At 67.5% G+C, this 17,222-nt stretch carries 16 protein-coding genes and 1 pseudogene; 10 read left to right on the top strand and 7 right to left on the bottom strand.

Annotated features, from left to right (window positions below; translation table 11 throughout):
* Positions 1–132 precede the first annotated feature (132 nt).
* Positions 133–1,227: an ISAs1 family transposase gene (locus ACLP25_RS01245; RefSeq protein WP_442467436.1), complete on the bottom strand. Its 1,095-nt coding sequence runs from the start codon at positions 1,225–1,227 to the stop codon at positions 133–135.
* A gap of 51 nt (positions 1,228–1,278) precedes the next feature.
* The gene (locus tag ACLP25_RS01240; protein ID WP_442467435.1) at positions 1,279–1,659 is read right to left on the bottom strand and encodes an ISAs1 family transposase; all 381 of its coding nucleotides are present in this window, start codon (positions 1,657–1,659) and stop codon (positions 1,279–1,281) included.
* Positions 1,660–1,702: 43 nt separating this feature from the next.
* On the opposite strand from ACLP25_RS01240, the gene ACLP25_RS01235 reads away from it, so the two are divergent.
* A complete protein-coding gene (locus ACLP25_RS01235; RefSeq protein ID WP_442467434.1) occupies positions 1,703–1,939 on the top strand; it encodes a hypothetical protein in 237 nt (78 codons plus the stop codon).
* A 34-nt stretch (positions 1,940–1,973) separates the two neighbouring features.
* Here the strand turns inward: ACLP25_RS01235 and ACLP25_RS01230 are convergent, their stop codons facing one another.
* The 3 genes from ACLP25_RS01230 to ACLP25_RS01220 form a co-directional block, all read right to left on the bottom strand.
* Positions 1,974–2,666, bottom strand: a complete 693-nt coding sequence (locus tag ACLP25_RS01230; RefSeq protein ID WP_442467433.1) for a glutathione S-transferase family protein — start codon at positions 2,664–2,666, stop codon at positions 1,974–1,976.
* 627 nt (positions 2,667–3,293) lie between these two features.
* Positions 3,294–3,953 carry a bifunctional nicotinamidase/pyrazinamidase gene (pncA, locus tag ACLP25_RS01225; protein ID WP_442467432.1) on the bottom strand — a complete coding sequence of 220 codons (660 nt, stop codon included), beginning with the start codon at positions 3,951–3,953 and terminating at the stop codon, positions 3,294–3,296.
* Positions 3,931–4,899 (bottom strand): lysylphosphatidylglycerol synthase transmembrane domain-containing protein, encoded by a 969-nt coding sequence (locus ACLP25_RS01220; RefSeq protein ID WP_442467431.1) that lies wholly within the window; start codon positions 4,897–4,899, stop codon positions 3,931–3,933. Before ACLP25_RS01220 ends, pncA begins: the two co-directional genes overlap by 23 nt.
* A gap of 193 nt (positions 4,900–5,092) precedes the next feature.
* Between ACLP25_RS01220 and ACLP25_RS01215 the strand changes: the two genes are divergently transcribed.
* The 7 genes and pseudogenes from ACLP25_RS01215 to ACLP25_RS01185 all read left to right on the top strand — a co-directional run bounded on the left by ACLP25_RS01215 (position 5,093) and on the right by ACLP25_RS01185 (position 10,260).
* The gene (locus ACLP25_RS01215; protein ID WP_442467430.1) at positions 5,093–6,052 is read left to right on the top strand and encodes an aminotransferase class IV; all 960 of its coding nucleotides are present in this window, start codon (positions 5,093–5,095) and stop codon (positions 6,050–6,052) included.
* Between the two features lie 26 nt (positions 6,053–6,078).
* Positions 6,079–6,204, top strand: a pseudogene (locus tag ACLP25_RS01210) (hypothetical protein); the annotation flags it as partial.
* Positions 6,205–6,224: 20 nt separating this feature from the next.
* A complete protein-coding gene (locus tag ACLP25_RS01205; RefSeq protein WP_442467429.1) occupies positions 6,225–6,812 on the top strand; it encodes a hypothetical protein in 588 nt (195 codons plus the stop codon).
* 83 nt (positions 6,813–6,895) lie between these two features.
* Complete coding sequence (lgt, locus tag ACLP25_RS01200; RefSeq protein ID WP_442467428.1) at positions 6,896–7,711, top strand: prolipoprotein diacylglyceryl transferase; 816 nt, start codon at positions 6,896–6,898, stop codon at positions 7,709–7,711.
* Position 7,712: 1 nt separating this feature from the next.
* Positions 7,713–8,807: a class I SAM-dependent methyltransferase gene (locus ACLP25_RS01195; RefSeq protein ID WP_442467427.1), complete on the top strand. Its 1,095-nt coding sequence runs from the start codon at positions 7,713–7,715 to the stop codon at positions 8,805–8,807.
* Positions 8,804–9,580 carry a peptidoglycan editing factor PgeF gene (gene pgeF, locus ACLP25_RS01190; RefSeq protein ID WP_442467426.1) on the top strand — a complete coding sequence of 259 codons (777 nt, stop codon included), beginning with the start codon at positions 8,804–8,806 and terminating at the stop codon, positions 9,578–9,580. The genes ACLP25_RS01195 and pgeF overlap by 4 nt, the downstream gene beginning before the upstream one ends.
* Before the next feature lie 176 nt (positions 9,581–9,756).
* The gene (locus ACLP25_RS01185) at positions 9,757–10,260 is read left to right on the top strand and encodes a flavin reductase family protein (protein WP_442467425.1); all 504 of its coding nucleotides are present in this window, start codon (positions 9,757–9,759) and stop codon (positions 10,258–10,260) included.
* Positions 10,261–10,683: 423 nt separating this feature from the next.
* Here the strand turns inward: ACLP25_RS01185 and ACLP25_RS01180 are convergent, their stop codons facing one another.
* Positions 10,684–11,082, bottom strand: a complete 399-nt coding sequence (locus tag ACLP25_RS01180; RefSeq protein ID WP_442467424.1) for a hypothetical protein — start codon at positions 11,080–11,082, stop codon at positions 10,684–10,686.
* Entirely contained in the window at positions 11,013–11,984 is a 972-nt protein-coding gene (locus tag ACLP25_RS01175) for an IS701 family transposase (protein WP_442467423.1), read from the bottom strand. Before ACLP25_RS01175 ends, ACLP25_RS01180 begins: the two co-directional genes overlap by 70 nt.
* 1,338 nt (positions 11,985–13,322) lie before the next feature.
* Here ACLP25_RS01175 and addB point away from each other — a divergent pair.
* On the top strand, positions 13,323–16,469 hold the full coding sequence (gene addB / locus ACLP25_RS01170; RefSeq protein ID WP_442467422.1) for a double-strand break repair protein AddB: 3,147 nt from the start codon (positions 13,323–13,325) through the stop codon (positions 16,467–16,469).
* On the top strand, positions 16,469–17,222 hold a 754-nt coding region (locus tag ACLP25_RS01165), incomplete at its 3' end, for a UvrD-helicase domain-containing protein (protein ID WP_442467421.1). The genes addB and ACLP25_RS01165, both read left to right, overlap by 1 nt.

Raw genomic sequence — 17,222 nt, 5'->3', positions numbered from 1 at the left:
AGCGCGTCGAAAAACTTCAAAAGCGTTCGGCGATTGACCGAGCGGGCAATGACGACCGAGCCCGTCGCGTCGACCGCGTGAATGCGGAAGACCCTCTTGGCCAGATCAAGCCAGGGGAATCGACTGAACGTTTCATGCGGCGATGTAGGCTGCGAGGGCGTTTTCGTCCCATACGGCGACTTTGCGGCGCATGCCCAGGGTGTCCTTGCTTTTGCCGGTTCTGAGCACGTTGAGGGCGATGTGCTTGACGATGGCGAGGTTGAAGGGCGCGTTGTCGGTTCGCACGCGGCATTCGTCGTCGCGGAAGATTACGTCGAGGACCCAACGGAGGCCGTTTTCGACCATCCAATGACTGCGGATCATTGGCCCGAGGGCGTTGGCGAGCAGGGTGAGCGAGGTAATATAGAAACGCGTCTCGGTTTCCACCTTGCCATTGGTTTCCCGTTCGCTCTCGACCATGACGACCGACTTCAGGCCCGGCCACTGGTGGGCGTCCTGCAGCCAGCCGATGTCGTGGAAAACGGTGACCGTTCGGGTCTCGATTCGGCCATGATCGCCGTCGACGGTCGTATCCCGGCTGACCGACGTATTGGCGAACCCGACCGCCTTCTGTTCGTTGGCGAACACTTCGACATCGTTGCGCAGCGCGCCCTGGTTGCCTTTCAAACCGAGGATGTAGTCGGCCTTCTTGTCGATGATTGTCTGCGCGATGTTGCGTTGGCAGCCCATGGCGTCGAGGGTCACCACCGCGCCCTCGATGGCCAAGAGCTCAAGCAGCGCGGGAATGGCGACGATCTCATTGGACTTGTCGCCGACCTTGGTCTGCCCAAGCACCATGCGCTGGCGCGCGGCGAAGGCCGACACGACATGAATGGGCGCGTCCGCCCCCTTCTTCCGGTAGGAGCGCCGCACCCTCTTGCCATCGATGGCGATCACTTCGGCCGACGTCTTCGTAAGCGCCGCCGTCCACGCTACAAAACAGCGCTGGAACGCAACCGGGTCGAGCCTGGCGAGGATGATGCCCAACTGGTCGTGTGAGGGCGTGCCGTTGGCAAAGCGTCGAAAACGCTGAAGGAACAATAGCTTGGCCCGGCCGAAGCGCGCGATGTCGGCCACCGTCTCCGCCCCCGCCAGCGCCGCCGCCAATAGCAAAAGCAGCACCTCGTCGAGCGGATAGGCGACCTTCCCCTTCTGCCGGTAGTCCGGCAAGTCCCCGAAATACGACAGGAAAACAGTCGTCTCTCACCGCCCCTTCCCTCAGGGCAAAATCGTAAATCGTTAAGCGGCGAAGAGCTTTGTGCGGAACTCCGGGTCGATGCAGGCTCTGAGGCGCTTTCGGCGGATGGAGCCGCGGGTCTTGTCGGCTTTCAGGAGATTGTAGCCGGTGTGTCGGATGACGGCGAAGTTCAGCGGCGAGGCGTCTTTTCTGGTTCTGCAGCGGTCTTCGTCGAACGTCACGTCCAGCGTCCAGTGGAAAATCTCGATCCCCCAATAGGCGCGCGTTGCGGCGAGAATGGCCTTGGGGTCGGGTTCGAGGGACGTGATGTAATACCGGGTCTCGAGGCTTTCGCGGCCGGTCTTCTTGTCGACGCGCCGGGCAGTGACCGCGGCGGTGCCCTCGGCGAACCCGCCCGTCCGTGTGGTCAGGGGCGCTCGCATCCGGTTCGCGCCCGGCCAGCCGCCCGGCCTGCATCGCCATCCGATGTCGACCGTGGGCGTCGTGACGCAGGGAAGCTTCACGTTCCAGCCGGGAGGGCGCGCAGGTGTTTCGCGCCGGCCAGGCTTCTTCGAGCCGGCGGGGCGGACGATCCTTCGATTTGACAACGCCTCGTCGATGGAGCCCGCGGAGACTGTCGCCTACACCCTCACCGATGCAGAGGACCGCCCGGAAATCGAGATGCTTGACGGCGGCATGGCGGCCCAACGGGGCGAGGGCTGACCGGCTGAATTCGCGGTCTCGGTTCGCAGCGGCTCTAAAAATCCAGATTCGCGTAGGTCGCGCTCGGGGCCATGCCCGGCAGGCGTTCCGCGAGAAGCGGGCGGAACGAGGGCCGCGACTTCACCCGCGCGTACCAGATCCTCGCGGTCTCGTTCTCGTCCCATTGCACGTCGCCCAGGTAGTCGAGGCAGGAAAGATGGGCCGCGGCCGCGAGATCGGCGTAAGTCAGTCGGTCGCCGGCGAGCCAGTTGCGAGACCGGATGAGGTGGCCGATGTAGCGCAAGTGATAGCGCACATTGGAGCGCGCGGCCCGCACGGCCTGCATGTCGGGCCCGCCGCCGCCCTGTGCGGAGTTCATGAAGCGCTTGTAAACCTTCTCACGGACGACCCAGCAGCTCGCCTCGTTGAAGAACTTGACGTTGAACCACGCCATCAGCCGGCGCGCCTCGGCGCGGCCGGCGGGATCGTCGGGCAGCAGGCGCCGGTCGCCCAAGCCCAGCCCTCGCGTCTCGTCGAGATATTCCGCGATCACTTCGGCGCCGGGCAGCGCCGGCGGGTGATCTTCGATCAGGACAGGGGTAGCGCCTTCGGCCGCCATCAGCAGGAATTCGCGCCGCCGCTCCCACGCCCGCTCCTCGACGAGCTTCGGCTCTATCCCCATCTCGCCGAGCGCCAGGCGGACGAAGCGGGAATGGGGGCAGAAGGGATGGTGATAGAGCGTGACCATGGCGACGCCGCTGGGATTGGGAATTTTCGAGCGCGCATCGGGGCCCCGCTCCTAGGCCCTTCCATGCGGCGCGACAGGTTAACCGATGGTTAACCGCGACGCGGGGCCGACGCCGCAGGGTTAATTGAGCCTCAGGTCGTGGAGACGAACGGCCGCTCGTCGTCCTCGTGCCCGTGTGCGCTGGCGGCATTTCTCTCCTCGCGAGGGTCAAAGCGATCCGGGAGCCGGGGCAAGCTTGGCGTTCGCCGGCCCCTTGGTTTTGAGCGGAGTAAGGCGCCGGCGCCCTCCACTCGCGTGAACGGCGATGGCGCGACTTTTGATTGAGGAAAAACAGAAATGCCGGTATGATCCCTTCATGCGAGGCTCGGACCGAGCTCAAGCGGAGCGACGCCGTCTCGGACGGGATGGGCCGTTTACCCGGAATCAGGACGAAGAATAATCGGGCGAAGAGATTTTTCCGCAAACGCGAGTGTAACGCATTGAAAGGTCACGATTCACGGGTGAATAAGGAGGTCAAATCCAGCGCCGAACGCGTGTCGAACGCATGTCGAACGCGGGCCGAATGAAGCCGGACGATGCCCGAATGCGCCTCGCTCCGCGGACGAGGGCCGCAATCGCGGAGCGGGTTTAACCTGAAGGGGTCATGCACCAGCCCAGGATTTCCCGCGATTGGACGCGCCAGACCTCGGCCGCGTTCATCCGCGCCCAAGCCGCGTCGAGGGAGCCGTCGGCGTCGATCGCCCGGCAGGCGTCCTCGACGACGAAGACGTCGAACCCCGCCGCGCGCGCGTCGAGGGCGGAGTGGGCCACGCAGAAGTCGGTCGCGAGCCCGCAGCAGAAAACCCGCTTGACCCGGCGAGCGCTGAGCAGGGCCGCAAGTCCGGTCGTCGTACGGCCGTCGGCCTCGACGAAGGCCGAATAGGAATCCACGCCCGGCTCCATGCCCTTGCGCAGGATGAGAAAGGCTCGGTCGGTGTCGAGCGCCGGATGCAGCGCCGCGCCCGGCGCGCCCTGGACGCAGTGATCGGGCCACAGGGTCTGGTCGCCGTAGGCGAGCCGCTTCGTCGAGAAGGGCGGCGCCGCGTGGGTCGAAGCGAAGGAGGCGTGGCCCGGGGGGTGCCAGTCCTGGGTGACGACGACGTGGTCGAACCGGCGCATGAGCGCATTGGCGATGGGCACGACCGCGTCGCCGTCCCCGACCGCAAGCGCTCCGCCTGGCATGAAATCGGCCTGCAGGTCGATGACCAGCAGGGCGTCGGTCGCCTTAGTCCTGATCGTTGCGGGCATGGGCGCGCTTGGCTCCGAGAAGGACGAGCGAATGCCAGCGGTGACGCTCGAACACGAGCACGACCGCAAGCGAGAAGACGAGCGGCAGAATCAGGTAGAGCAGGCGAAACGCCAGCAGCGCCGCCACGACATTGGCCTGAGGCGCGTCCGGAACGCCGCTAAGGAACGCGATCTCCAGAACGCCGAGCCCGCCGGGGGCGTGGCTGACCAGCGCCAGGCAGAACGAGGCGATGAAAACGCCCAGCACCACGACGAAGCCGGGATTGGCGGTCGGGAGCGTGAAAAAGATGATGCCTGCCGCCCCGACCAGTTCCAGAGGCCCCGCGAGCAGTTGCCGGGCCGCGATCGGCGGGCGGGGATAGGTCAGTTCGAAGCCTGCGATCCTGAAGGATCGAAAGTGTAAGAGCGAGCCGAGCACGTAGAGGCACGGGGCGGCGATCAGCGCGACGCCGGCGGCCTGCCCGACCCAGTCCGGCGCGCCTTCGAAGCGCTCGACGAGGTCGGGGTGAATGAGCAACAGGAGACCGCCCAGCGTCACCGCGCCCAGGACGAAGGTAAATGAGCAGAAAGCGACGAGCAGCCCGACATCCGTCACGGTCAGACCGCGGGTCGAATAGGCGCGGTAGCGGATGACGGCGCCGGAGAGCACGGACGCTCCGAGATTGTGCGCAATGGCGTAGGTGACGAACGAGGTCAGCGCCACGAACGGCCAGCTGATCTTCCGTCCGAGATGGAGAAGCGCGATCCGGTCGTACCAGGCGAGAGCGGAATAGGCGACGATCGTCGAGACGCAGGCCATGACCCAGCGTCCGGGCGAGATCGAACCGAACGCGTCGCGCAGGCTCGCATAGGACAGTCCGCGCAGTTCCTTGAACAAAAGCCAGGACGACACGGCCACCGCGCCGAGGCCAATGATCGGCCATGCGATGTCCTGAACCCGCCTCATCCTAGCTTGTCCGTTCGCTGCGGGAGAATAAGCCCGATTCGGCTCTCCCTGCCCGAGCAACGCGGCGAAGGCAAGACCGATCGCGCCGCCTGCGTCATTGCGCATGGCCGCCGACCCATGCCGCCAACGTGCCGGCTCTTGCTGCAAACGCGGCGGCCCTGCATGCTGACGGATCTGACAAACGACGGGGATCATGCCTCAAAACGCCCCATCCACAGCCGGGACGCAGGACTACGTTGGCGACCCGCGTAATGATTCGGTCCTGATCAGCATCGACGGAGCGCTCACCCCTCGGGCGGAGGCGAAGGTGTCGGTGTTCGATTCGGGCTTCGTCCTCGGCGACGGCGTCTGGGAAGGCCTGCGGCTCGTCGACGGCCGAATCGTCTTTTTGCAACGCCACCTCGATCGCCTTTGGGACGGAGCGAAGATGCTGCGGATCGATATCGGCCTCACCCGCGAGTCGATCAAGGCTCGGCTCTTCGACGTGCTCGAAGCCAACGCGATGACCGACGGCGTTCACCTCCGGCTGATGGTCACCCGCGGCGTCAGGCGTTCCCCCTATCAGGATCCGCGGCTTGCGATCGGCGGCGCGACCATCGTCATCATCCCCGAATGGAAGCGGCCTCGGCCCGAGATGTACGCGCGCGGGGTGCGGCTCTTTACCGTCCACATCCGGCGCACCGGGCCGGCGGAGCAGGACCAGAAGCTCAATTCGCATTCCAAGCTCAATTGCATACTCGCCGGCATCCAGGCGATCGAGGCGGGCGCGGACGAGGCGCTGATGCTCGACGACCGCGGCTTCGTCGCCACCTGCAATTCGACTCATTTCTTCATCGTGCGGAAGGGTGAGGTTTGGACCTCGGCCGGCGGCTACTGCCTGGGAGGAATCACGCGCGGCGCTGTTCTGAGGGCGGCGCGCCGTGAGGGCATCCCCGCGTTCGAGAAGGATTTCTCGCTGTTCGACGTCTATGGCGCGGACGAGGCTTTCACCACCGGAACGTTTGCGGGCCTCGTTCCTGTCGCGGCGGTCGACGGCCGCGGGATCGGAGATCCCCCGGGCGCGGTCGACGACCGATCGGGCCCGATGACCGGTCGCCTTAGGGCCGCCGTGAAGGCGCTCGAGGCGGAAGAGGCCAAGGGGAGGGGCGATTGAGCGCCGAAAGGGCCGTGCGGATCGCGATGTGGTCCGGGCCGCGCAACATCTCGACGGCAATGATGCGTTCGTTCGGCGCGAGAGCCGATTGCGCGGTCACGGACGAGCCGTTGTACGCCGCCTATCTTGTCGCCACTGGCCTCGTCCACCCGACGCGCGACGAGGCGACGAGGTGGTCGCCTCGCAGCCGACCGACTGGCGGACCGTCGCGGCGGAACTGGTCGGACCGCCCCCGGAAGGCAAGCGAATCTGGGACCAGAAGCACATGCCCCACCACATGCTGCCCCACTTCGGCCGGGAGTGGACGGAAGGACTCGTCAACGCCTTCCTCATCCGCGTCCCCGAGGCGGTCCTCGCCTCTTACGCGCTCAAGCGCGACGACTTTACCCTCGAAGAGATCGGGCTGCCGGCGCAGGCGGAGCTTTTCGATCGTGCGGCCGACCGGCTCGGCCGGGCGCCGCCTGTGGTCGAGGCGCAAGATGTGCTTGCCGATCCGCAACGGACGCTTTTCACGCTGTGCGCGGCGCTCGAAATCCCGTTCGACCCGGCGATGCTGTCCTGGCCGCCCGGACGCCGCGCCACTGACGGCGTCTGGGCGCCGGTCTGGTATCAGACCGTCGACCTTTCGACGGGTTTTTCCGCGCCGCGCCAGGAGGTCCGCTTTGAGGAACTGCCGGACGTCTTGAAGCCGATCGCTGCGGCTGCCCGGCCGATCTATGACCGGCTGGCGGCTCACCGGCTGAAGCCGGCCGACCATTGAAGCGACAAAACGACGGGACAACTTGTCAAATCCGTCGCCTGACCTTGACGCCGTGAGGGCTCCTGAGCAACAGGTTCGCCTCGATGCCGATCCTTGTCCTGTCCTTTCCGGCGATCAATCCCGTTCTCGTGCAGTGGGGGCCGCTGGCGATCCGCTGGTACGCGCTCGCCTATATCGCGGGCCTCGTCCTCGGCTGGTGGGTGATCCGACGCGTCGCGGCCGAGGATCGCTACTGGAACGGCGTCAAGCGGCCAACTCCCGACAGCATCGACGACCTGCTGGTCTATTGCGCTTTCGGCGTCATCATCGGCGGACGGCTCGGCGACGTCCTGTTCTACGACCCCGAATATTATCTGGCCCACCCTCTTGACATCTTCAAAGTCTGGGAAGGAGGCATGGCCTTTCACGGTGGTCTGATCGGCTGTTTCTTCGGCATGATGCTGTTTGCGCGGCGCTATCGCACGCCGCTGCTAACAGTGATGGACCTTTGCTCGCTGGTCGCTCCGATAGGCCTGTTCTTCGGCCGGATCGCCAACTTCATCCGGCCCGAACTCTGGGGCAGGCCGACCGACGTCCCTTGGGCGGTGGTGTTTCCGGGAACCGACGGCCTGCCGCGCCATCCAAGCCAGATATACGAGGCGCTACTCGAGGGCCTGCTCGCTTTTGTCGTCCTGTACGTCCTGGCTCGCTGGGGGGCGCTCAAGAGGCCCGGACTCATCGCGGGCGTCTTCGGCGTTCTATACGGAGCGGCGCGGATCTTCAGCGAGTTCTTTCGCGAGCCGGATCCGAGGCTCGAGGACCTCGGCCGAGGACTGACCATGGGCATGGTTCTGTCGGCGCCGATGATCGCCATCGGCCTCGGCCTCATCGCCATGAGCCTTGGCCGAAGGGGAAGCTGAGATGACGACGCTTCTCGACGAGATGAAGGCGCTGATCGCGCTCAAAGGGCCGATCACGGTCGAGCGTTACATGGAGCTGTCGCTCGCCCATCCCGAGTTCGGCTACTATATGAACCGCGATCCGTTCGGCGCGACCGGCGACTTCACCACCTCGCCGGAAATCTCGCAGATGTTCGGGGAGCTGATCGGCCTCTGGGCGGCGGAGGTCTGGTCGAGCATGGGTGCCCCGAACCCCGTTCGTCTCGTCGAACTGGGGCCAGGCCGCGGCACCCTGATGAGCGACGCGCTGCGGGCGGCGCGGATCGTGCCCGAGTTTCGGGCCGCACTCGACGTCTGGTTGATGGAGACGAGCCCGACTCTCGCCGCGATGCAGCACGAACTCCTCCTCGACGCCGGCGTGGCGGTCGCCTGGGCACAGAGCCTGAAGGAAGTTCCCGAAGGACCAGCGATCGTGATCGGCAACGAGTTTCTAGACGCCCTGCCGGTCCGTCAATTCGTTCGGGTCAACGGGCAGTGGCGGGAGCGCATGGTGCGCCTAAACGACGAGGACGGTCTCGCCTTCGATGTCGCTTCGGCGCCCGAAATCTACATCCGTGCGAACGCCCGGGAGGGCGAGGTCCTCGAAGTGAACCCGGCAGGCCACCGTTTCATGTTCGAGCTCGGGGGGCGCCTTGTGAAGCAGGGCGGCGTCGCGTTGCTCATCGATTATGGCCACGCGGTCACCGGACTCGGCGACACACTGCAGGCCCTGCGCGCCCACCGCTACGTCGATCCGCTCGCCATGCCCGGCGAGTGCGACCTCACGGCGCACGTCGACTTCGCCGCCATGGCGCGCAGCGCGGCCGCGACGGGCGCGGCCGTCTACGGCCCGATCGACCAGGGCGATTTCCTGCGTGCGATCGGCATCGATCTCAGGACCAAGGCGCTAGCCGAGCGCGCCGGCCCGGACCGGGCGGAGGAGTTGCATCAAGCGCGCAACCGCCTGGTTGGCAAGGGCAAGGGCGAGATGGGAGCGCTGTTCAAGGCGATCGCATTGGCGAACCGCAGACTGCCCACGCCACCCGGCTTCCATCCGGTCGCCGCGAGACCAGCTTGACCGCCGCGCCATTCCTTGCCGCTGCGACACTCGCCCTCCCGGGAATCGCGCACGGCTTCTTCACTCGCAAGGGCGGCGTCTCGGAGGGTGTGTACGCCTCCCTGAACGGTGGCGTCGGCTCACGCGACGCGCCCGATGCGGTCGCCGAGAACCGCGCGCGCATGGCCGCGGCGCTCGGCGTGCGGGCGGATCAGCTGGCCGTGCCCTATCAGGTCCACTCCCCCGACGCGATCGCCATCTCCGTGCATTGGGCGCTCGACGCGCGCCCCTGCTGCGATGGCGTTGTGACCGCGACGCCCGGACTGGCGCTCGGCGTCACCGGAGCCGATTGCGGCATGATCTTGTTTGCCGACCCCGAAGCGCGGGTAGTCGGCGCGGCCCATGCCGGTTGGAGGGGCGCGCTCGGCGGCGTCGTCGAGGCGACGGTGGCCGCGATGGAGCGACTCGGGGCGAAACGCGGCGCCGTGGTCGCGGCGCTCGGCCCCTGCATCGCCCAAGAGTCCTACGAGGTCGGTCCCGAGTTCGTCGCCGCATTCGTTGAGGCTGGAGAGGCGAGGGACCGTTTCTTCGTTCCGGGCCGGCGGCCTCGCTATTCGATGTTCGATCTCAAGGCCTATATCGCCGAGCGCGCCGCCCGGGCTGGCGTCGGACAGTTCGAGGACATGCGGCTCGACACGTACGCTGACGAAGAGCGCTTCTTCAGCTACCGCCGGACAACTCACCGCCGGGAGCCCGACTACGGCCGGCTCGTGTCGGCGATCGCGCTGGCCTGAGCAGGCGTTCGCCTTGACCTCCACCCTCTGAGCGCCGCATTTGCGCCGTAGGCGAGCCCCATGTTCGGCGCGAAGCCGCGCCGTGGAAGAGAGCGCCGGGAAGGATCGCTGATGGCCGTTTACGTCCTTGAGCAAGGGCCCCGCCGCGACGCCTTCGTTCGCGGCGGAGCTAGCGCGTGAGCGAGCGACGCCTGCATCACGCGGACAGCGGCGCGTTTCGCAAGGCGATGCGGACGCTTTCATCGGGCGTGGCGATTGTCGCCTGCGGCGACGGCGAACGCCGCACGGGCTGCACCGTCACCGCGCTGTCCTCGCTGTCGCTGACCCCGCCGACCTTGATCGTCTGCCTCGCCAAGGCGTCATCGACGCTCGCGGGACTGCGCGAGGCGGGCGCTTTCTCGGCTAATCTTCTGGCCGCGCGCCACGAGGGGCTGGCGCAGCGCTTCAGCGGCCGAGGCGGCCTGCACGGCTCGCGCCGGTTCGACGGCGGCGAGTGGGCGACGCTCGCAACCGGCGCGCCGGTCCTCGCCGACGCCATCGCCGCCTTCGACTGTCTTGTCGAGGAAATCATCGAGCGGCATTCCCACGCTATCGTGCTCGGCGCCGTCGTGAGCCTCCAGGAAGGCGCCGACGAGCCCGCGCTCGCCCACTGGCGCGGAGAATTCTCCTCCGCGCGCTAGACCTGTCGCGATCGCGTGGACGAACGAGCCGTTGATGCGGCCACCGCGCGATCCGTCGGACGGGGCTACGCGCCGTGGGCGTTGGTCACGACGGCGAAGTGGCGTCGTCGATGGCGTCCGCGAGGAATTCGTGACCGCCAAGACGGTGCCTTCTTTCGCCCGGAGTGCAATCGGCTGCGAGCGGCGCTTCGCGATAGCCGAGTTTCGTCCGGCGCTTCAGCCTTCCGGGTCCGGAGCCTTCCCTCACAAGTGCGTTTTTCCGTCAAAGGTCACCTCTTTTCAGAGGATTGCTCAGCGCGGTCCGGAAGAAAGAAGAAGTCGGCTTGCGTTAAGACTCAGAGTCTGACGCCCGGTTTTGCTTTTATCTTCAACGCTCCTTGTGCGGGCCGGTATGCCACGGCGCATATCGCTTGGGATCTAGTTCTACTGTGTCATAGGCGTTGGTTGTAGTTCAATCGCGTTGAGGCGACTTGACAGCACGGGCATCGTTGGAGCGACTTTGCGAGGGCGATCGTCAATTTCTTTCGCACCGTCGTAATCGAGGTGGCCACGTGGCGTTCGGGACGGACCGGCGGCGCGAGGGGATCGAGAACGGCCGGTAAGGGAAGGTTTTTCGCGGCGCCAGCGTGCTGAGAGGGGAAAAGCCGATCTCTCGATGATCAGGAATCCGTAGGCCGCGATGCACAGGCTGGCGTGATGGTGGAACCCCCGCGAGCCTCGCCCCTCGAAGTGAGCCAGGCCCATTTCGCTCTTTAATTCCTCGTCGTCGCGTTCGATGCGCCAGCGCAGCTTGATGACATCGACGAGAACGTCGAGCAGCATGTCCTCGGGCAAGGTCGAGGGCCAGTATTTCGTGGGCTCCGCCCGCCCTCCGGCCATTCGACGGGATGGGGCGCAGCGAGCGTGTGGTCGCGCGACGCCGGCCTGATCCGCACGGCGGCGAAGCGCGAAGACAAAGTCTGGTTGGAGCCTTCGCGCCACTCGACGTCCTTCCAGGCCTCGGCGGGCAGTCGCATCGCGAGCTGTTTGGCCGAGACCGGCTTATGATCGGCGTCGTGTCGTACTCGCGAAGGCTTGCGCGCAGGCCGCTCCGGGGCTTGGGCGGCAATGGCTCTTCGCCGGGAGGCCAGACCGACACCCACCGCATAGGTCAGGCCCAGCGCCGTGACGCCGGCGCGGAATGCGCCGTCGCAGCCGTGGCCGGCGTCGCCCAGAACGATCCCCGGCGCCACGCCGTCCTTCATGGCGGCCTCGATCTGGGCAAGCGCGATCTGCAGGTTGGTTCTGAACTCCACCTCCTCGGGAACGTGCGCCTCTTCTCGACGCTCGGCGTCGTTGTCCCAGCTTTCGGGCAGATAGAGCCGATAGGCGATCGGCAGACCCGCATGATGATTGGCGATCGAGAGCGTCACCGCGATCTGGCAGTTGTCTGTCTTGCCCAGCCGTCCGCAATATTGTCGCGCCACGCCAACCGAATGCGAACCCTTCTTCTGAAACCCCGTGTCGTCGACGATCCAGGCTTCGACGCCCCCTTGCGCCGGAAACGCCGGCGCCACGAGTTCGCGAAACTTCGCCAGCGTCGCCTCGTCCGACCAAGCCGACTGGCCGACGAAGTGCAACAGCGACTGATGCGCCCCCGAGGCCCGCCCCGGAGAAACAATCGACGCCATCGGTTCGACGCTATTGCGCTCGCAAGGCATCAGCAAACCGGCGCAATAATCCATCAAAGGACCCGCTCGGTCTGCGTGCCCGAGCTCCCTCGCCAGACTGTTCACCTAGGCCCCAAATCGCACCTGGCCCTCCCGCGCCGCCCCGTCGATCTTCGCCACCTCAGCCAACAAAACGAATCGGCAGAATATCAGAGCCTTACACTCGACCAATCCGCAAAATGAGGTTGTGACTCAGTAGAACTAGGTCGCTCGATCTGGCTGCGGTCGGCGCGAGGCTCGCCGCGGCGCGCGCCAAGGCGGCCAGGAGCGGGCTGCCGGTGAGAACTCTGTCCCGCTACGAAGCGGGCTTCGACGGACACGGGATGCGCCGCGAGCTCGAGGGACAGGGCATGGTACAGCCACGAGATCGATCCTTCCAGAATCGAGGTCAATCGCGGGCGCGGCGGGCGAAGCCCGACCGGATCGACCTTGAGCGCACCATGCGCGCCTTCCTCACCTATCTTCGCGGCGAGCCGCAGCTGCTCGATGGTGCATGTGCCGAGCCCCGAGGGGGAGGACGACAAGCGCTCGTAGCGCGAGCGCGAGCGCGAGCGCCGGCCGCGCCCTCGTCGCTGCATGAAGGATTAGGGTTCCGGGCCATGCGCCCGACCGGATACCAGCGAGGCTCAGACGGAGGCGTCCCCCTTCAGCGCGGATGGACGACCGCCGCCGGCGCGAGCGCGTGAGGGCTCTTCCCGGCACTGTGCCGGATCCGATGCCGGTCGCGCTGCCAAAGGGGCTGAGGCCGTCTCGATGAGAGACGCACGCATCGCCTCCACGATTTCGTCGTGTTGCGCGATCGGCGCGCTCTGATCGTCGGCGAAGCTCTTGTGCGATTTCAAGCCGGACCCACCTGTCCTGCCGCAATCCGCTATAGTCGCTTATTCGGCAAGTCCCACGGCCTCGCGTGCTCGGGGCTCCGATGTACCGTCTCCTCATCGGGCATCATCGGTCCCCCGAGGACTCGCTCGGCCCGCGGTCGGTCAGCGGCCCGGCGATCGCGCTCGAGGCGCGGGCGCTCGACGACTCGGCCTGGCTCGCGGCCGCCGCGGCCCGCTCGCCGACAATTCAGCGCGGCGTCACGCGCGATTCGCCGCGGCCGAATGGCGGGTCGTCGGCGGCGCGCGGCTCTTGCGTCTCGCCGCGCGCGCCGAGGCCTGTCTGGCGTTCAAACGCCTCCTGGAGGCGGGGATGCGGACGCGGCGTTCGCCCACCGCCCGGATAAGCTGCGATTCGCCATTCCCGACGAGGAGGCCCATTGGCGGCCGCGGCCGCCCTTCCGAGCCATAAGTTTTCCCCCGCCCCGTGGGGACGGAATCTTGTTTTCGCCCCACCTCGGCGGGACAAGGCCCTATGTCGATTCGCGCGCCCCGCGTCTTCACCATTCCCCCCGGCGTCCCCTTCCTGCCAACGCTGAGCCGCGCCCTCATCGACGGCGAGTTGATCGACGGCTTCCCGGGCTCGAGCGGGCCTCTGGCGCTCGCCGATGCGACAATCTACGTCCCGACCCAGCGAGCCGCCGCAGCGCTCGCCGAAGCGCTGTTGGAGGCGAGCGGGCGCGGCGCCGCCCTTCTGCCACGCATCGCCCCGCTCGGCGCCTTTGAGCCGGACGAGGCGCAGATGTTCATCGAGCCCGCCGCGGAGACGGCGCCGCGCCCCGGCCTGCCGCCCGCAGTCGGCGTGCTGACGCGCAGGCACACCTTGGCGACGCTTATCCGACGATGGGGTCAGGCCTTGCGGGGCGCAATCCGCAGCGCCGACGCGAATGGACTCGAATTCGACGCCCGGGAGCCGGCGCTGGTCGCTGCGACTCCCGCCCAAGCCTACGCGCTGGCCGGCGATCTGGCGACGCTTGCCGACGACATGATCATCGAGGGCGTCGATCCCAAAGCGCTCGACGCGCTCGATCCGGGCGGGGCTCATGACCGCTACTGGGGAATCACGCTCGACTTCCTGAAAATCGTCTTCGCCGCCTGGCCGGAATGGCTCGCAGAGAAGGGCCTGATCGACCGCGCGGCCCGCGTCGCCGCGCTGGTTCAGGCCGAGGTCGCCGCCCTCGCCTCGGACGCGAACCGCCGCGGGCCGACGATCATCGCCGGCTCCACCGGCGCCAACCGCGCCACCGCCCGGCTTATCGCTGCTGTCGCCCGGGCCGAACAGGGCGCGGTGGTTCTGCCCGGCCTCGACCGCTATCTTGACGACCGGGCCTGGGCCATGATCGGCGCGCGCGACGGCGACGAGCAGGGGCTAGCCGGCCATCCGCAGGCTTTGCTCCACCGGCAGATCGGGCTGATCGGCTTGACCCGGGAAGACGTGCGCCCGCTCGGCGCGTTGCCGAAAGCGCTCGCGGCCCGCGAAGCGCTGGTGAGCGAGGCCTTGCGGCCGGCCGATTCGACCGACGCCTGGCGCCTCCGGGACGCGGCGCTCGCGCCCGCCCCGGTCGCGGAGGCGCTCGCGGAAGTTGCTGTGATCGTCGCCGACCACGAAACCGAGGAGGCGCTCGCCCTCGCCATCGCGATGCGCGAGGTCCTGGAGACCCCCGGCAAGACCGCGGCGCTGATCACTCCGGATCCGTCGATCGCGCGGCGGGTTTCGGCCGAACTCGCCCGCTGGAGCGTCGAGGTCGAGGATTCTGCGGGACGGTCCCTCGGTCAGACCGAGGCGGGTGCGCTGGCGCGGCTTGTCTTGCAGGCGGCGATCGACTTCCGTCCGCTCAACGTTCAGGCGCTTCTCGCGCATCCTTCAGCGCGATTGGGCCGGACGCGCGATAAGCGCGATTCTGCGGCCCGGGCGCTTGAGCTCGGCGTCTTCCGCGCCGCGCCGCTCGTCACGCTCGAAAGCCTTGACGCGGCCTTCGCCGCGGCCCGCGAGGCGGCCGACGATCCCCACGCCCACCCAGCGGTCCGCTCGATCGGCGCAGCCGGGCGCGCCGAGGCCGAGCGGCTCGCGTGCGACTGCGCGGCGGCGCTAGGGGCCCTCCGCGCGCCCGCATCCGCGCCGCTCGGCAATTGGTTCATTGCGCATCGCGCGGCGCTCTCGGCCGTCCTTGCGGCGCCCAGCGACGATTGCGAGCCGCCCCACGGGCTCATAGCGCTCGACGGACTCCTCGACGAATGGCGATTGGCCGCGGGCGATGGATTTACCTGCACGCTCGCCGACTACGCCCGCCTGTTGGAGGAGGCGCTCGCCGGGGTGCGCGCCCCGCCTTGGCCCGGCGGACATCCGCGTCTGGTCGTCCTCGGCCTGCTCGAAGCGCGTCTCCTCGCCTTCGATCGCGTCCTCATCGCCGGCCTGGATGAGAAAGTCTGGCCGCCGGCCGTCAACACAGACGCCTTCCTCAACCGGCCGATGCGCGCGAGCCTCGGGCTTTCGCCGCCCGAGCGGCGGATCGGCCAGACGGCGCACGACTTTACCGCCGCGCTCGGCGCGCGCGAGGTGATTTTGAGTCGCGCCAAAAAGCGCGGCGGCGAGCCGACCGTCGCCTCGCGCTTCCTGCAGCGTCTCGGAGCCGCCGCCGGCTTGGGCGCGATCGAGGAGGCCGAGCGGCGTGGCCAGAAATACCTCGCCTGGGGGCGCGCGCTCGACAGGCCGGCCAAGGTGGCGCCCGTGAAGCGGCCCGCGCCGACGCCGCCGGTCGAGAAGCGTCCGCGCTCGCTGAGCGTCACCCGGGTCGAGACGCTGCGCCGCGATCCTTACGCCATCTACGCCGAGCGGATTCTCAGGCTCGCGCCGCTCGGCGAGGTTGATCAGGCGCTCGGGCCCAGCGAGGCAGGCGAGGCCTGGCACGGGGCGCTGGAGGATTTCGCCAGGGCGTTCCCGGAAGGTTTGCTGCCACCGGCAGCCCGCGAGACGCTCCGCCGCTTCGCGCGCGATCGCTTTGCCGAGTTGCTGCGGGATCGAGCCTTTTCCGGCCTGAACTGGCCCAACATTGAGAAGGCGATCGATTTCGTCGTCCGGTTCGAGAACGAGACCCGTGGCGAGACCGAGCACATCTTTGTCGAACGTCGAGGCGAGGTCGTCTTTCCGCTCAGCGACGGCAAGCCGTTCAAGCTGACCGCGCGCGCCGATCGAATCGACCGGCTCGCCGCGGGCGGGGCGCGGCTGATCGACTACAAGAGCGGCGCGCCGCCGGGCAAGACGGAGGTGACGATCGGGCTCGCGCCGCAACTCACGCTCGAGGCGGCGATCCTGGCGCAAGGTGGCTTCGCCGACATCGGGGCCCTCATCCCGAAACAGGCGCTTTATCTGAAGCTTGGCGGGGCGGACGGCGGCGAGGCGCGAGACGCTGCGGAAAAAGGCGAAGACGTAGCGGCGCTCTCCGCCCGTCATTTCGCCGACCTGAAAATCCTGCTCGAGCAGTTCATCGACCCGGCGACGCCCTATCTGTCACGGCCGATGCCGAAATTCTTGAGCCGTTTCGCGGACTACGACCATCTGGCGCGCGTCAAGGAATGGTCCGCGGCTGGCGGCGCGGGCGAAACGCCGGCAGGACACTCTTGATGTCCCGGCGCCTCGACATTCCCGATATGCTCAGGCGCTCTCAGGCGCTCGCCTCCGATCCGTCGGCCTCGGCCTGGGTTTCGGCCAACGCCGGCAGCGGCAAGACGCATGTCCTGACCCAGCGCGTGCTCCGGCTGCTGCTCGACGGGGCGAAGCCGGCGCAGATCCTCGGCCTCACGTTCACCAAGGCGGCCGCCGCCAACATGGCGGCCCGCATCTTCAATGCACTCGCCAAGTGGACCAGCCTCGACGACGAGAGGCTCGCCGAAGCGATTGTCGCAACCGGCGCCGCGCGGCCCGGGCCGCCCGCACTCGCCTTCGCCCGGCAATTGTTCGCCCGAACGATCGAGACGCCTGGCGGACTGAAGATCCAGACGCTGCACGGCTTCTGTGAACGGCTCCTTCAGCTGTTCCCGTTCGAGGCCAACGTCCCGGCCCATTTCGTGGTCGTCGACGAGCGCGAGACGGGCGCGCTGATGACCGAGGCGCTCAACCGCGCGGTCGCAGGGCTTGAGGCCTCGTTTGAGGGCAGGGCCGCGCTCGATCGCGTGGCGCGTGACGCCGGCGCGTTTGGCTTCGATGCGCTCATGACTGAGGCGAGACAGTTTGCCAAGACTTTCGTGACGTTCGCCGACGCCTCGCGGTACAGCGAGGCGCTGCGCCGCAGCTTTAACCTGGCGAAAGGCGAAACAACGGCGAGCGTCGAGGCCGCCATGCTCGGCGGCGACATCGGGCGGCGCCATCGTCAGGCCT

It is taken from the genome of Roseiarcus sp., from assembly GCF_052145395.1.
In the GTDB taxonomy this organism is placed as follows: Bacteria; Pseudomonadota; Alphaproteobacteria; order Rhizobiales; family Beijerinckiaceae; genus Roseiarcus.
The sequence above is the reverse complement of the archived record's forward strand: the minus strand, read 5'-3'. Positions and strand labels throughout refer to the sequence as shown.

Excerpts from the sequence above, each read along its gene's own strand:
- ACLP25_RS01175 (WP_442467423.1), bottom strand. The coding sequence starts at position 11,984 with ATGGATTATTGCGCCGGTTTGCTGATGCCTTGCGAGCGCAATAGCGTC.
- ACLP25_RS01220 (WP_442467431.1), bottom strand. The coding sequence starts at position 4,899 with ATGAGGCGGGTTCAGGACATCGCATGGCCGATCATTGGCCTCGGCGCG.
- ACLP25_RS01230 (WP_442467433.1), bottom strand. The coding sequence starts at position 2,666 with ATGGTCACGCTCTATCACCATCCCTTCTGCCCCCATTCCCGCTTCGTC.
- ACLP25_RS01195 (WP_442467427.1), top strand. The coding sequence starts at position 7,713 with ATGACGACGCTTCTCGACGAGATGAAGGCGCTGATCGCGCTCAAAGGG.
- addB (WP_442467422.1), top strand. The coding sequence starts at position 13,323 with ATGTCGATTCGCGCGCCCCGCGTCTTCACCATTCCCCCCGGCGTCCCC.
- ACLP25_RS01240 (WP_442467435.1), bottom strand. The coding sequence starts at position 1,659 with ATGCGAGCGCCCCTGACCACACGGACGGGCGGGTTCGCCGAGGGCACC.
- lgt (WP_442467428.1), top strand. The coding sequence starts at position 6,896 with ATGCCGATCCTTGTCCTGTCCTTTCCGGCGATCAATCCCGTTCTCGTG.
- ACLP25_RS01235 (WP_442467434.1), top strand. The coding sequence starts at position 1,703 with ATGTCGACCGTGGGCGTCGTGACGCAGGGAAGCTTCACGTTCCAGCCG.
- ACLP25_RS01180 (WP_442467424.1), bottom strand. The coding sequence starts at position 11,082 with ATGCTGCTCGACGTTCTCGTCGATGTCATCAAGCTGCGCTGGCGCATC.
- ACLP25_RS01215 (WP_442467430.1), top strand. The coding sequence starts at position 5,093 with ATGCCTCAAAACGCCCCATCCACAGCCGGGACGCAGGACTACGTTGGC.
- pncA (WP_442467432.1), bottom strand. The coding sequence starts at position 3,953 with ATGCCCGCAACGATCAGGACTAAGGCGACCGACGCCCTGCTGGTCATC.